Origin of the sequence: Paenibacillus sp. oral taxon 786 str. D14 (assembly GCF_000159955.1) — a bacterium.
In the GTDB taxonomy this organism is placed as follows: domain Bacteria; phylum Bacillota; class Bacilli; order Paenibacillales; family Paenibacillaceae; genus Fontibacillus; species Fontibacillus phoenicis.
In genome coordinates this window covers 384,981-398,343 of record NZ_GG695971.1, presented here as the reverse complement: position 1 = coordinate 398,343, position 13,363 = coordinate 384,981, and the positions used below count along the sequence as shown (strand labels likewise).

16 protein-coding genes are annotated in these 13,363 nt (G+C 52.2%); 8 read left to right on the top strand and 8 right to left on the bottom strand.

The window, feature by feature from the left end; genetic code table 11:
- Positions 1-600 precede the first annotated feature (600 nt).
- Positions 601-1,425, bottom strand: a complete 825-nt coding sequence (locus POTG_RS04840) for a winged helix-turn-helix domain-containing protein (RefSeq protein ID WP_397376614.1) — start codon at positions 1,423-1,425, stop codon at positions 601-603.
- Positions 1,398-1,787, bottom strand: a complete 390-nt coding sequence (locus POTG_RS04835; RefSeq protein ID WP_009223685.1) for a Fur family transcriptional regulator — start codon at positions 1,785-1,787, stop codon at positions 1,398-1,400. Before POTG_RS04835 ends, POTG_RS04840 begins: the two co-directional genes overlap by 28 nt.
- 162 nt (positions 1,788-1,949) lie before the next feature.
- Between POTG_RS04835 and POTG_RS23595 the strand changes: the two genes are divergently transcribed.
- Positions 1,950-2,348, top strand: a complete 399-nt coding sequence (locus POTG_RS23595) for a hypothetical protein (RefSeq protein ID WP_009223684.1) — start codon at positions 1,950-1,952, stop codon at positions 2,346-2,348.
- On the opposite strand, the gene POTG_RS04830 is transcribed toward POTG_RS23595, so the two are convergent.
- From POTG_RS04830 to POTG_RS04820, 3 genes are read right to left on the bottom strand one after another with little or no spacing between them, the layout of a single operon-like run.
- On the bottom strand, positions 2,265-3,368 hold the full coding sequence (locus POTG_RS04830; RefSeq protein WP_009223683.1) for a GerAB/ArcD/ProY family transporter: 1,104 nt from the start codon (positions 3,366-3,368) through the stop codon (positions 2,265-2,267). The two genes, POTG_RS23595 and POTG_RS04830, sit on opposite strands and share 84 nt — an antisense overlap.
- 14 nt (positions 3,369-3,382) lie before the next feature.
- Positions 3,383-4,594 (bottom strand): Ger(x)C family spore germination protein, encoded by a 1,212-nt coding sequence (locus tag POTG_RS04825; RefSeq protein WP_009223682.1) that lies wholly within the window; start codon positions 4,592-4,594, stop codon positions 3,383-3,385.
- Positions 4,584-6,251 (bottom strand): spore germination protein, encoded by a 1,668-nt coding sequence (locus POTG_RS04820; protein ID WP_009223681.1) that lies wholly within the window; start codon positions 6,249-6,251, stop codon positions 4,584-4,586. The genes POTG_RS04825 and POTG_RS04820 overlap by 11 nt, the downstream gene beginning before the upstream one ends.
- Positions 6,252-6,439: 188 nt before the next feature.
- Between POTG_RS04820 and POTG_RS04815 the strand changes: the two genes are divergently transcribed.
- The 4 genes from POTG_RS04815 to POTG_RS04800 all read left to right on the top strand — a co-directional run bounded on the left by POTG_RS04815 (position 6,440) and on the right by POTG_RS04800 (position 10,045).
- Positions 6,440-8,008, top strand: a complete 1,569-nt coding sequence (locus tag POTG_RS04815) for an FAD-dependent oxidoreductase (protein WP_009223680.1) — start codon at positions 6,440-6,442, stop codon at positions 8,006-8,008.
- A 239-nt stretch (positions 8,009-8,247) separates the two neighbouring features.
- Positions 8,248-8,574 carry a PadR family transcriptional regulator gene (locus POTG_RS04810; RefSeq protein WP_009223679.1) on the top strand — a complete coding sequence of 109 codons (327 nt, stop codon included), beginning with the start codon at positions 8,248-8,250 and terminating at the stop codon, positions 8,572-8,574.
- Positions 8,571-9,209, top strand: a complete 639-nt coding sequence (locus POTG_RS04805; protein ID WP_009223678.1) for an HAAS signaling domain-containing protein — start codon at positions 8,571-8,573, stop codon at positions 9,207-9,209. The genes POTG_RS04810 and POTG_RS04805 overlap by 4 nt, the downstream gene beginning before the upstream one ends.
- Complete coding sequence (locus POTG_RS04800) at positions 9,206-10,045, top strand: DUF4097 family beta strand repeat-containing protein (RefSeq protein WP_009223677.1); 840 nt, start codon at positions 9,206-9,208, stop codon at positions 10,043-10,045. The genes POTG_RS04805 and POTG_RS04800 overlap by 4 nt, the downstream gene beginning before the upstream one ends.
- Positions 10,046-10,094: 49 nt before the next feature.
- On the opposite strand, the gene POTG_RS04795 is transcribed toward POTG_RS04800, so the two are convergent.
- From POTG_RS04795 to POTG_RS04785, 3 genes are all read right to left on the bottom strand, one after another.
- Positions 10,095-10,850, bottom strand: coding sequence for an amino acid ABC transporter ATP-binding protein (locus POTG_RS04795; RefSeq protein ID WP_009223676.1), 756 nt, complete (start codon positions 10,848-10,850; stop codon positions 10,095-10,097).
- A gap of 15 nt (positions 10,851-10,865) precedes the next feature.
- A complete protein-coding gene (locus POTG_RS04790) occupies positions 10,866-11,534 on the bottom strand; it encodes an amino acid ABC transporter permease (protein ID WP_009223675.1) in 669 nt (222 codons plus the stop codon).
- A 63-nt stretch (positions 11,535-11,597) separates the two neighbouring features.
- On the bottom strand, positions 11,598-12,443 hold the full coding sequence (locus tag POTG_RS04785; RefSeq protein ID WP_009223674.1) for an amino acid ABC transporter substrate-binding protein: 846 nt from the start codon (positions 12,441-12,443) through the stop codon (positions 11,598-11,600).
- Positions 12,444-12,604: 161 nt separating this feature from the next.
- On the opposite strand from POTG_RS04785, the gene POTG_RS25235 reads away from it, so the two are divergent.
- The 3 genes from POTG_RS25235 (at position 12,605) to POTG_RS04780 (ending at position 13,353) form a co-directional block, all read left to right on the top strand.
- Positions 12,605-12,802, top strand: coding sequence for an RAxF-45 family protein (locus POTG_RS25235; protein WP_323078037.1), 198 nt, complete (start codon positions 12,605-12,607; stop codon positions 12,800-12,802).
- A gap of 90 nt (positions 12,803-12,892) precedes the next feature.
- Entirely contained in the window at positions 12,893-13,024 is a 132-nt protein-coding gene (locus tag POTG_RS23030; RefSeq protein ID WP_198136157.1) for an ATP-binding cassette domain-containing protein, read from the top strand.
- An 8-nt stretch (positions 13,025-13,032) separates the two neighbouring features.
- Complete coding sequence (locus POTG_RS04780; RefSeq protein ID WP_009223673.1) at positions 13,033-13,353, top strand: hypothetical protein; 321 nt, start codon at positions 13,033-13,035, stop codon at positions 13,351-13,353.
- The last annotated feature ends 10 nt before the right edge of the window (positions 13,354-13,363 follow it).

The window sequence follows — 13,363 nt, the reverse complement described above, 5'->3', positions numbered from 1 at the left end:
TACAGATGTGCGTATCCATTCCAGCGATCCCTTACCGCCAATTAATCACACGCCATCAGAAGCCATTCTATGCAGCAGCGGCTTAAAATTAAAGTGCTATCGAGATACTAGTGAGATAATAATGGGGTACTAATGTGTACTGTAGCTAATGTGGTGCTAAGGGTGCTAATGAGATACTTATGAGATACTAGTTACTAATGGCACTAATAGAAGTACTGACATGTCTACTTCCTTCTCTTTCTTCACTCCACCAGCTGACTCAACGGGATAATCATCAAAAGAGGGCGGCAAAGAGACTAGCTTCCCCCTGTCGAAACTATCAGCAACTATCGATTTTCTTGTAAAATCTTACTGCTACTTTCTTGCAATATCTTACTTCTACTTTCTTACAGCATCTTACTACCACTTTCTTGCAGCATCTTACTGCTCCTGCGCATGTTGCAACTTTATCTTTCTCCACTGCCTGATGCAACGGGATAATCGTCAAAAGAAGGCGGCGGAGAGACTAGCTCCCCCTATCTCCCTATTAACCAAGAGAAACGGGGACTAGAAAAACCGTCTGTCCGACGACAAACGGTTTTCTTCTGAATTGAGTGTGCTTTAATCCGCCAGCCGATAACCCACGCCGCGGACGGTGGTAATGTAGGTCGGACGCGAGGCATTGTCGCCGAGCTTCTTGCGCAGACTCTTGATATGCACGTCGACGACGTTGCTGCCGCCAAGAAATGTTGTTCCCCATACCTCCGACAGCAGCTCTTCTCGGGACAGCACTGTACCTTCATGTTCCAGCAGCTTGATCAGCAGTTCGAACTCCGTCTTGGTCAGCTCAATTTTGATGCCGCCCCGGTACACTGTCATTTTCTTGCGATCGATCCACAAATCCTTGAAGATCGCCGGGGACGTGCCGGTAAGCAGCCGCGACGACAACGGCCGCGGGCCGCTATTGCGAATAATCCGCTGGGCATGGTACACGATTTCGACCGGGCGGGCTGGCCAAACCAGAAGCTCTTGGTTCCTTAAGGCCGGGTCAAGGTATCCGAGCATCGACTCTCTAACGAGCAACAGCGAGGGGGTGCCGCCGGTTTCCTGTCCCACCAGCGAACGGATCACTGCTGTGTCTATGTTCTCTTGATAGGAGGTCAGATCAAAGATCAGCAGGTCGGCCGCCAAAGCGTTACGAATGCCTTGCTCCAAATGATGGAATACAAGGACATCAAAGCAGCTCTCCGACAACTCGCGCACCAGTTCATGAACCTCGCTCGGAAATGGACTAATCAAAATGACACGCTGTGTAACCGGGCACGCCACTCTGCCTAGTTCCAAGCCCTCTGGCTCGGCAACTTCAACGCCGGAAGGGCGGCGGAAGGGGACCGTATTACCCGAAATTCCGTTTTGCATCACTTCTTCTGCTGACAATTCGGACACACCCCCCCAAATACGACATGTGCATGATGAACATCATATCCCGTTTCCTCAGCCACCGTACGGTTCCATTCCTCCGGCACATGAGACATCACTTCATCCACGCGGCCGCAAACCTCGCACAAGATATGCTGATGATCGTCCAGCTTCGCATCATACCGGCTGGCTGCTTCGCCCAGCTTCAATTCGCGAATCAATTCCTTCTCGGTTAAATACCGCAGTGAGTTGTAAACCGTACCATATGCAAAATTATATCCTTGCTCAACCAGACGGTTCATGACTTCCGCGGCCGTCGGATGGTCCTTGGCGTTGCGAACGACATCATATACCGCTTGGCGTTGGGTCGTTAAATTTAAGGCTTTCATTTATCATCAATCCCTGTAGTTGTTTTTAGATTTAGTATAAGTCTTATTTTATGAAACGTCAATTCCTTTCCCCATTTCCTGCATGTTCCAACGCGCTTTTCCTAATACTATAGGATGAAAGCTAGACTACATTAACCATTTTACCGAGAGGAGCTGCACCTTATGTTGATTCGAAAATACCTGACTACTCTCCTCATAGCGGCTTTTTCAATGGGCTATATCATTTGGACGGACATACTGATTGGACTTCCATGGAATAACTTCTTAATCAACTGGAGCTACTCGCTAACCGATCCTGCCGAACGGATTTGTGCCTATATGCTGTTCCTGTTCCTGATCATCCCGGACATCTATCATTTCGTAAGCCGCAAACGGAATGGAGGCGGACAAACCTCAGGCCATGCGACTAGCTCGCAGCAAAACGAAGAGTCTTCGTCCACCTCGGCGAACAAAGACTCTTCTAACCCATCGGAGGATTTACGTTCCGGAATGCCGCCGGAACCGGAATCGGTAAATCAAGGCGGCTACAATCAGAGCGGCGGGCACAATAACATAAAATAATGGATCCATGATATAGAGGACATCGCCGCCTTTCTTGACGTGCTCACTATACGTTCGAGCGATCGTTATCGAAGTGAACAACACAATCAGGGCCAGCGGATAGAGGACCTTCCGATAGGGAATCTTGAACAAGTCGGAAGCTCCGATAACGGCCGCATAGAAATAGACAGCGATTTTGAAGAAGTCGCCAATGATCAACACCATCACCACTAAAATATCCAGACGTTGAATAAAGTCGGCAATGGAGGCTTTACCAACCATCGTTAGAAGCGGGAATATCGATCGCTCAGCAATGTCCACGCCAAGTATGGAGATCGTAATCACCACCGTCCCCGACAAAATCATCCCTGATAGCAGCACGGACATCAATCCTGCCCGGACCCCTGCTTTTACATTGTTCAAATACGGCAAAACCATGGTGAAACAAATAATCTCACCAAACGGGAACTGGTAATTTTGGCGATAAACGGACTCCAGCACCGGCCCAAACCCATCGCTTAGCACCGGAAGAATCCGGGTGAAATCTATAATTCCCGAGAACAGCAGCAGAAACAAAATGATGATCCCGATCACAAACACAACCCAAAGCAAAATAAACGCCGTGCGGGCCAGCACCTCAATGCCCTTGTGCAGTACATAAATGATCGTTAGCATCATCACCGTATTGATAATGAACAGCGGAGTCTCTTTCAACGTGGAGGCGAAAACCAATAACCCGCCGTCCATCAAATCGCGGCTAGCTTTGTTCATATAAAACAGTATATAGGCAAAACCGATTAGCCCGCCCAAGTATTTGCCTAGCAGCAATCGCATATATTGGGTGGGCAGTTTATCAGGAAAAGCGGTGTATAGAAAGGCATACCCCAGAAAGAGCAGACACCCGACCAACATGCCGCACAATACGGCGATCCAGGCATCCTCGCGGGCTGCCATGCCCAAATTCACAACCAGGGCCGTCCCGAGTTGAAACAAGACAAGCAGGGCGAAAAGTTGCATAGGACTTAGCTTCGTGTTTTCCAAGCGTATCCCGCCTCCTATTCTTTCTTTTTCAAATTATATTGGAAGGAACGATCTCTCATTTGGGAATTGCGGACGATCGAATCAATATGATATTCGACCGCGACCTTTGGAAAGATGTCGGACCATTGTCCCTTCAATTGCTTCCAGACCTTTGGATGCTGGAGCTCGAGCGTCCGTCCGAAGCATAAAACATCGCTGTTCAGGGATTGTGCCGTTTGAACGGCAGCCTTGATGTCCTTTAATATTTCCTGATTCACATCCTTTTCCAATGCATCCAGAGTTGCCAGGTCACGGAAATCGATGGGGCTGTCCATTTCCCGAACCGACAGCTGGGCCATCACCTTCACAACGAAGATAGGGTCCTCCCCATCCTTAAGAATCGCCCGAATCGAAGTTTTACTTCTGCGAACATCCAGCGTGATAGTCCCCTGGTCGTCCGGCGTGATCACAATCGAAGTGTTGTGCAGCTTATCTCTAAGCCAGATTAATCCCCGGCTTTCATTCTCATTAAGCCATCCCTTCAACTGATCTCCTTTAAACACCGCCAAATTGGACATGACCAGAAGCCCGAGGTTATCTGTTTCCTCCAGATTGTTTTTATTTCGTACTTCTCGGACACTCCCTACAATATCAACGCCGTTGATTACCGGCCCCGAATTAGGCACGAGGACCTCGCGTATCAGATCATCAACCTCAACGGGATAATTGGCACCGTACTCTCGGGAGGTCATTTCGGCTTTTTGAGCAAGCGTATACGCGGTGATTTTCCCCATGGAGGAGAGCCCGGCAATAACGTCGAGCGCTCGGATGCCTTTTTTCGCTATAAAAATTTTTGCGGTTAGGCGAATATCTGAATCCCGGTCGAGAAAATCGAGGATATCCGATATTCCCTGCCGGGCCAGCTCCTCCGAGATGACCACGATACGAACATGGGCGGTCGACATCAGCCGTGGTACCTGAAGAGAAGCCTTGCGAACGGCCTCCATAATGGATCGTCCTTCGGCGGTATAAACCGTCGTTGGGGTACCGCCTCTGCCGATTTTTCCGGAAATCTCGTCGGCGATAATCACTTGAAAGGACACCAGATAATCCTTATTTCCAGGGCCGCGATCGATACCAATCCCGGACACCACCGCCCGCTGGTTTAACTCTTCCGCATCCCAGCAACCGGACAGGGGCAGCATGACGCACAGGATCACAAGTAACCACATCGCTCTAATTCTCATTTTGGTCCTCCTGCTTCCTTGATTCCGTTTCTTGTCCGCCTTGCTGCGGGCCGCCCTGACTCGCCTCCTCTCCAGAATTCGCCGACCCGCTGGAGTTGTCGGGAGACATCGGTTTGATTTCCCCTATCTTCTTCATATCTTGCTGGCTTGAGGACATTAACGGTTCCCACCCGTGCATCCAAATCGGCAGCCGCAGGATCGCATCCTTCTGAGCCTGTGGTACAAACGGGCTGAACGGCGTCAGATAAGGAACGCCAAACGACCGGATGCTGTTCATATGGGCGATCAGCATAATCAGCCCCAGCGTGATCCCGTAAAACCCAAAAAAGCCGGCCAGCACAAGAAAATAAAACCGGAACAGCCTGCCCGCAATAGATAGGTTATAGGAGGGCAATGCGAAGCTCGCGATCCCCGTCAGCGCTACGACAATAACCATGATCGGCGTGATGATCCCCGCCTCAACGACGGCCTGCCCCAGGATCAACGCACCTACGATCGACACCGTTTGCCCAATCGCCCGCGGCATCCGTACCCCTGCCTCACGTAAAATCTCAAAAACGACCTCCATGATGATGGCCTCTACGAAAGCCGGAAACGGCACTCCCTCGCGCTGAGCCATTAAGCTGACCAGCAGCAGTGTAGGAATCATCTCATAATGGAAGGTCGTCAAGGCAATATAAACCGCCGGACCTAGCAGCAAAATCACAAAGCATATGTAGCGGATAACACGCATCAGAATGCTGATGTCAAAGCGTTGAGCGTAATCCTCCGGCGATTGCATGAACTGGGCAAAGACAGTAGGCAGGATCAGCGTAAACGGCGTACCGTCGACGAGAATAACCACCCGTCCTTCAAGCAAGTTGCCTGCGGCGACATCCGGGCGTTCCGTATTATAAACCGTCGGAAACGCGGTAATGGTCTTATCCTGGATAAACTCCTCGATATAAGCGGATTCCAGAATGCCATCGATGCGAATTTGCTGGAGCCGCCGGCGAATCTCGGCTACTACATTCGGGTCGGCACTGCTTTTCATATACATCATCGCCACGTGGGTGTGGGTCACGGAGCCGATTTTCAACGACTCCAGCCATAGATCCGGTGACTTAATGCGCCTCCGGATCAAGGAGATGTTGGTCGCAATCGATTCCACGAAGCTGTCCTTGGGCCCGCGCACAACCAGCTGCGAGGAAGGCTCATTAACCGCTCTCCATTCCCCGCCCGCCGTGCCGGAAATGATTCCCTGATCACTACCGTCCACCAGCAGCACGGTGTCACCGGATAGAACGGCCAGCATGATGTCGTTCCATTCCTTCACTACCTTGGTCTCTCCCAAGGACAAGGCATCCTCGAGAATGTATTGGATGAGTCGGTCGGCGGGATAAACGTTAACTTTCTCGGGATCCAGCTCCATTAAAGGCTTGATCACGAAATTATTGATCGCTTGCTGGTCGCTGAGGGCGTTCAAATAGACGATCGCCGCCTTCGCGGGTGCCTGAACTGGACCGCCAAGCTTGAGATGACGGATGACAATATCCGGGCTGTTTCCGGATTCCTCCATGATGCGGTCCAGCATTTGCTGCAAATCCCCGGTAATTCGAGGTTGTCTGTTGCTTTTGTTCTGCTGGCCGGAGCGGCCGCGGGATAAGTGGCGCAGCATGATTAGCAACTCCTATTCTGTCTGCATCTCTTCTCTCCATTATTTGCTTTTCATTCCTTTTTCATGCGACAGAGATCGACAGGGCCTTCCGAGAATCTCAAGCGGTTTTTCTGTCCCTAAGCGGGAAATAATGTATCCGAAACGGCTCCCATTTTTAAGGAAAAACCATATGACAGGAGGAAGCCTCAATGGAGGACACCCCATTTATGTCCGGCGGACTTCCGCGATTCCCTGAATCGCTGTGGCGCAAAACAACTCCGTTGCCGGACTTTAGCAAGCTGACCGAGGACATCGATACCGACGTTGCCGTGGTTGGCGCCGGGATCACTGGAATCACCACTGCTTATTTGCTGGTGCAAGCCGGTGTAAAGGTCACCATCCTGGAGGCCGGTAAGGTCCTGGACGGCACAACCGGGTATACAACCGCAAAAATCACGGCGCAGCACGGCCTTATTTACGACAAGCTGATCAACCATTTTGGTGAGGAAGGCGCACGGCTGTATTTTGAAGCGAATGAGGAGGCGCTGCGTTGGATCGGCGAAACCGTGAAGGAGCGGAAGATAGAGTGTAAGTTCCGCCGGGAGGATGCTTATTTGTATGCGGATTCGGACGAGCAGCTCCACAAGCTGGAAGCGGAATGGCGGGCTTATGAACGCTTAGGTCTGCCTGGTGAATGGCGGGATACGATCGAGTTGCCGCTGCAAGCCAGAGGGGCCGTCGTGATGAAAAATCAGGCCCAATTCCATCCGCTTCAATACTTAAACGAATTGCTGGCGTATGTCACCTCCCATGGAGGTGTGGTGTATGAAAATACAACGCTGGAGGATGTCGCCGAACCGCAGTCGGATGGACGGCTTCGCCTGACCACGGAAAACGGCCATCACATCGTTTGCCGCCATGCGGTATCGGCCTCCCATTATCCGTTCTTTGACGGAAAAGGCTGGTACTTCACCCGGCTGCATGCCGAGCGTTCCTATGTCGTGGCCATCGAACCGGAGAAAGCCTACCCTGGCGGCATGTACATTAATTGCGGCTCCCCTACGCGCTCGCTCCGATCCGCAGAGCTGAACGGGAAGCAGGTGGTTCTGGTCGGCGGCGAGTCGCATAAGACTGGCAAAAACGACTGCACGATTCAGTCCTACGAAACCCTGGAGAAATTCGGACGGCAGACGCTCGGGATCAAGTCGATCCCCTTCCGCTGGTCGGCGCAGGATCTGGTGACTCTCGATGGCGTCCCCTACATCGGGCGGATTACATCAAACCATCCGAATATCTACGTCGCCACCGGCTTCTACAAATGGGGAATGACCACCAGCACGCTGTCCGCAATGCTAATCCGCGACCTCATTCTGGAGAAGGAGAACCGCTATGCCGAGCTGTTTACGCCTTCTCGGTTCAAGGCCGACCCCTCGATCAAGCATTTCATCACCCAAAATGCGGACGTAGCCAAAGAGTTCGTCACCGGCAAAATCGAACTCGTCCACCTGAAGCCAGAGGATCTCGTTCCGGGCCAAGGCGGCGTCGTCAAGCACCATGGTAAGCGTGCCGGAGCCTACCGCGACCAAGACGGCCTGCTCTATCTTGTGGATACGACCTGCACCCATATGGGCTGCGAGGTCAAATGGAATGAGGCGGAACGATCCTGGGACTGCCCTTGCCACGGCTCCAGGTTCGATTACAAAGGCGAAGTGATCGAAGGGCCGGCAACAGAGGCGCTCCCTCGCCTTCACCGCCAACCTGAGCAAGCCAAAAGCTGAGTTCCCCCGACACTCCGCAATCTGACTTTGGGGAATAGCACAAATCAAAGCGCATCTGTTCGTCCTATTCCTTTGAAAACAAAGGGCAAAAGGAACAGATGCCTTTTTTCATTCACTACCTTGCTTTAATCAGTACTGTGTGATATTATACTTTTTGGCGATACTAATCAATGTTCAGTACTGATGAAATCTCAACACGTAACGTACACCCAATTTAGAAGAAACGAGGCGAAGCAGGTTTGGATATCAGCATCCAATTTAAGAAAGGCGCCTTGGAGTTATGCGTGCTGGTATTGATCCAAGGCCGCGACCGGTACGGTTACGAGCTCGCCCAATCGGTATCCAAGCATATCGAGGTAGCCGAAGGGGCCTTGTACCCCCTGCTGCGCAGACTGGTCAATGAAGGTTATTGCACCACCTACCTTAAGGAATCCACAGGCGGTCCCCCGCGCAAATACTACAAACTAACTCCCGAGGGCGAAGCGTACACCCAGAAACTGGTCGTCGAGTGGAAGCAGTTCGTACACAATGTTTCAACCTTAATTGAGAAAGGAAGCCGTTTATGAATAAAAGCGAGTTTTTGGCGAATCTCCGGGCGCATTTATCGGTTCTCCCGCCGGAGGAACAAAACGAATTGCTGGAGGATTATGAGGCCCACTTCGCTTTTGGTTTGGAAAGCGGACGGACGGAGCAAGAGATCGTGCTGGAGCTGGGAGACCCGGCGGAGCTGGCCAAAGAGGCCATTGGCAACCGCTACGTGCCCCAGGAGCATGTGTACTGGTTTGGCGGAGCAGAGCCCGCTGCCACACCGGGCGCAGCAGTCAGCACCACGCCGCCGACAGGAGTTGATGATAACGAAGCCGGTGTTCGGCGCCGCAGCGTTTTTGCCAGCGTGATGGTTTACATCGGACTGGTCTTTATCAATCTCATCGTTGTTCCGCTGCTGATCTCCTGCTGGGCTGTCGTCGTCAGCTTAGCTGTGAGTTCTGCTGCCGGAATTCTAAGTCCCTTGCTCCTTGGTCTGGAGTATCTATGGCATGGGGAGATTTTTACAGCAAAGATATTTGCATCAGTCGCTTACGTCGGGTTGGGCATGCTGCTCGCCGTTGTCACACGATACGCTTATAAAGGCATGCTCTGGCTCAGCATCGCTTACCTGCGTTGGAATGTTCGGATCGCGAAAGGGGATCACCAAGCATGAATACGAAGAAATGGTCACTCATAGGGTTGTTGCTGATTTTGATCGGGTTGGCCGGCATGGCTTACCAGCATTTCGAATTTGGGGATGAACTGCCGTCCCACCAGCAGAAGTGGACGTTTGATCAGGGCGGCTTACAGACACTGCTCATTGACAGTGATTATGACGTCGAGCTGGAGTTTATCGACAGCCTTGACGGGACGAACTACGTGGAAATCAACGGGAATATGAATCAGAAGACAATCGATGCGGTGAAAGCTGCTCAAATCTCAGAGGGGACACTAAAGCTGGATCTAAAAGATAAGTTTGACTGGACCTTCTTCTCGATCAACTTCCAGTCCACCAAGCAGCGAATTACCGTGGCGCTGGGCGACAAGGGCGAATTGAATCGGATCGGCTTCAAGTCGGACTCCAGCAACGGGACGTTCCGCGGTCTTCGCGCCGATGATATCGATCTGTCGATCGACTCAGGGAATATTCGTGTCGATCAGTTTGAAGGTACGCTGACCGCGAAGTCGAGCTCCGGCAACATCACCGCCAACCAGGTAAAAGGGACCGTCAAAGCTACGTCCAACTCCGGGGACATCCGGTTTAATCGATTTACAGGCGATGGCAGCTTTAAGTCGAATTCGGGGAATATTACGTTGTCGGAGCAACGCTCAGACAATTTGGACATCTCCGTAGGCTCAGGCAATGCAACACTGTCCGCCGATGCCGAGTTCAAAGGCTATTATGACCTGCAATCCGGCTCCGGCAACACTACCGCGCCGGATTCACCACGGCAGACGCAGGACCTGATTAAGGTCCGGGCGAATTCCGGTAATATTCGCATCCGCTAGAAACACAAAAGAGAGGCCAGAGTTCATATCAAACTCCGACCTCTCTTCTTTATTCGATTTCCCGCTGCGTAATTCGGTTCAGGAAAGAACGGGCTCGATCGCTGGACGGATGATTCAGCACTTGGTCCGGCGTCCCCGATTCGATAATGTTCCCCTCGTCCATCAGTACAACCCGGTCGGCGACCTCGGCGGCGAACTTCATCTCATGGGTAACGACGACCATCGTCCGCCCCTCAAGGGCCAGCTCCTTCATGACCTTCAGCACCTCGCCAACCAGCTCGGGATCTAGCGCCGAGGTGGGCTCGTCAAAGAGCAGCACGTCCGGGCTCATGGCCATCGCCCGCGCAATCCCCACCCGCTGCTGTTGCCCGCCTGACAGCTGATGCGGATAGAAATCCGCTCGGTCACCGAGCCCTACCTTATTCAGCAACTCCAAGGCAACCCGGCGGGCTTCCTCTTTGCTCTTTTTCAGCACCTGAACCTGGGCTTCCATCACGTTCTGGAGCGCCGTCATATGCGGGAACAAATAATACGCTTGGAACACCATGCCGGTCTTCTTGCGCAGCGCCAGCACTTCGCTTGTCTTCGGTTTCCGGCCAGCGCCGAATTCCAGCTGAACGTCGCTGATTCGAAGCGTTCCTCGCGTTGGAGTTTCCAGCAGGTTCAGGCAACGCAGCAAGGTTGTCTTCCCCGATCCGGAAGGCCCGATGATGACCAGCACCTTGCCCTGCTCGACCTCGAGATTAACTCCCTTGAGAACTTCCTGGGTACCAAACGACTTGTGTAAATCGCGAATTTCAATCATGAATGGTTGGCCTCCTTACCGGGCGGTGAAGCGGCCCAGCCGCTTCTCCAGTCGATTTTGCAGCGCCGATAGGATGGTGCTGAATATTAAATAGATCAAGCCCGCTTCCGAGTAAACAACCAGCGGTTCATAGGTCGTTGACGTGATTTGTTGGGCGGTACGGAACATCTCAGTGTACGTCACGGTAGCGGCCAACGACGTATCCTTAACCAAGCTGATAAAGGAGTTGGCCAGCGGCGGCACCGAAACCCGTGCAGCTTGCGGCAGGATGATCCGCCGCAGCGCCTGCAGCCGGGTCATCCCCAGCGAATAAGCCGCTTCCCATTGGCCTTCGTGAATCGACAGGATCGCGGCCCGTACAATTTCCGAGCCGTACGCGCCGACGCTAAGCGTAAAGCCGATGACCGCTGCCGGAAACGGATCTAGAACAATCCCGATGGAGGGAAGACCGTAAAAGATGATGAATAACTGCAACAGCAGCGGCGTCCCGCGGATGATCCAAACATAGAATCTGGCGAGCAGCCGCAGCGGTCCGAAACTCGATAACCGCGCAAGCGCGGTCAGGACGGCTACCAGCAGCCCCAGCGCAAACGTGATTAACGTTAGCGGAACCGTAAAGGCTACCCCTGCTTTTAGCAGGGGAAAAAAAGAGTCTACGATAATATTCCAAATGCGTTCATCCATCGTTTAAGCATCCTTTTCCGAAGGAAGCGGCCCTCACGGGCCGCCTCCAATTGTTTAAATAGCTTATTTCGAAACGTCTTCTCCGAAGTATTTCTCCGAGATTTTCAAGTAGGTTCCATCGGATTTCATCGCGGCCAGTGCCTCGTTCACCGCTTGCACCAGCTCCTCGTTGCCCTTGTTAAACAAGGCTGCGCTCTCCGACGCTTCCGGCATTTCGTCAACCACTTTCAGCTTCACGTCCGGTCTTTGCTTCTTCAGATCCAGGAAGGACAAGCCGTCGTTGACCGTCGCGTCGATCCGTTTGGATAGCAACAGGTCGATCGCTTGGTTAAAGCCTTCCGTTGCAACGATTTCCGCTCCGTTCTCTCTGGCGATATCCGTCAGGTTACTCGTCAGCGATTGTCCGGCCTTCTTCCCTTTCAAATCGGCGAAGGTTTTGATGTCCTCGTTGTCTTCCGGCACGATCAGCACGGCACGGGAAACGATGTACGGGTCGGAAAAGTCGTATTTTTCCTTTCGGTCATCACGAATTGTTACTTCGTTGAATACCGCGTCAAACCGTTTTGCATCCAGTCCGGCAAAAATACCGTCCCACGGTGTCTCGATAAATTCAGCTTCCACGCCCAGACGTTTGGCAACCTCTTCTGCGATCTCTACGTCGAAGCCGGTCAGCTTGCCGTCTTTGTCATGGAAGGTGAAAGGCGCATAAGTTCCCTCCGTACCGATCCGCAGCTTACCGCTGGCTTTCACGGCTTCCAGCAAATTTTGCTCCGCCGGCTGCTCGTTGGCCGCATTACCTGCGCTGCCTTGGTTCGCACCTGCCGCTTGATTTTTCGTATTGTTATTACCGCAAGCTGCAACCAGCACGGTCAGCACCAGTGTCAACAGCAGTAAACTCCATTTTTTCATTGAATCCATCCCCCGTCTATCCATGTTTTTAATTTAAATTCCCTATAAAACCACTAGGTTTAATTGAATATTACACACTTCGCCATGAATCGTCAAATGTTTTTTGTTGCCTGATTGTTGCCCTTAGTATGTCCAACTGATTGAACCTTGATTTCCTATAAATGAACGAATATAATGTTCGTAACTATTTTGTGAAGGAGGTGGGTAGAGTGGATCGTAAATTTGCGTGGAATCGAGTGGGCCAACTGCCGGTGGCAATGTTTGGCATTATTCATGCAGCAGCCAACAACGGGAGAAGTCTGTCCATTTTTGGAAACTCGATATCCAAACCAAATTGCGAAATGCCGCTCCTACCTTAACCTCACTTACGCGTGAGCTTTAAAGGCAGCAGGATTTCCTGCTGCCTTCTTTTTTGTAGGATCGGCATGGGATTAAAGGAGAACGAAACCATGATGATCCAAGGCCAAAATATACAGAAGTATTACGGCGCCGAACTGGTGCTGAGCGATGTTACCTTTGAAACTAAGCCGGGCGAGACGGTTGGGCTGATCGGCCGCAACGGCGCGGGCAAGACCACCTGATAAAGCTGTTGGCCGGCATCGAGCGTCCGGACCAGGGACTGCTGTCTATTCCAAAAGGCGCCCGAATCGGCAGTCTAGCGCAAATTCCTGACTATAACCGGGAAGAAACGGTTTACGACGTCCTGCTGGGCACCTTCGCCGACGTGCGGAGTCTGGAAACGGAGATGCGTCACTTGGAAGCGGAAATGGCGGAAGCTGAGGATTCCAACGCGCTGGATTCGCTGCTTCAGCAATATGTCCGGCTGCAGGAGCGGCGTGACGCCCTGCAGCTCCGCGCCGACGAGCTCCTCCAGCAGTATGTCACCCTGCTGGAGGAGCATCCAAACTAAAGGAGGTTTG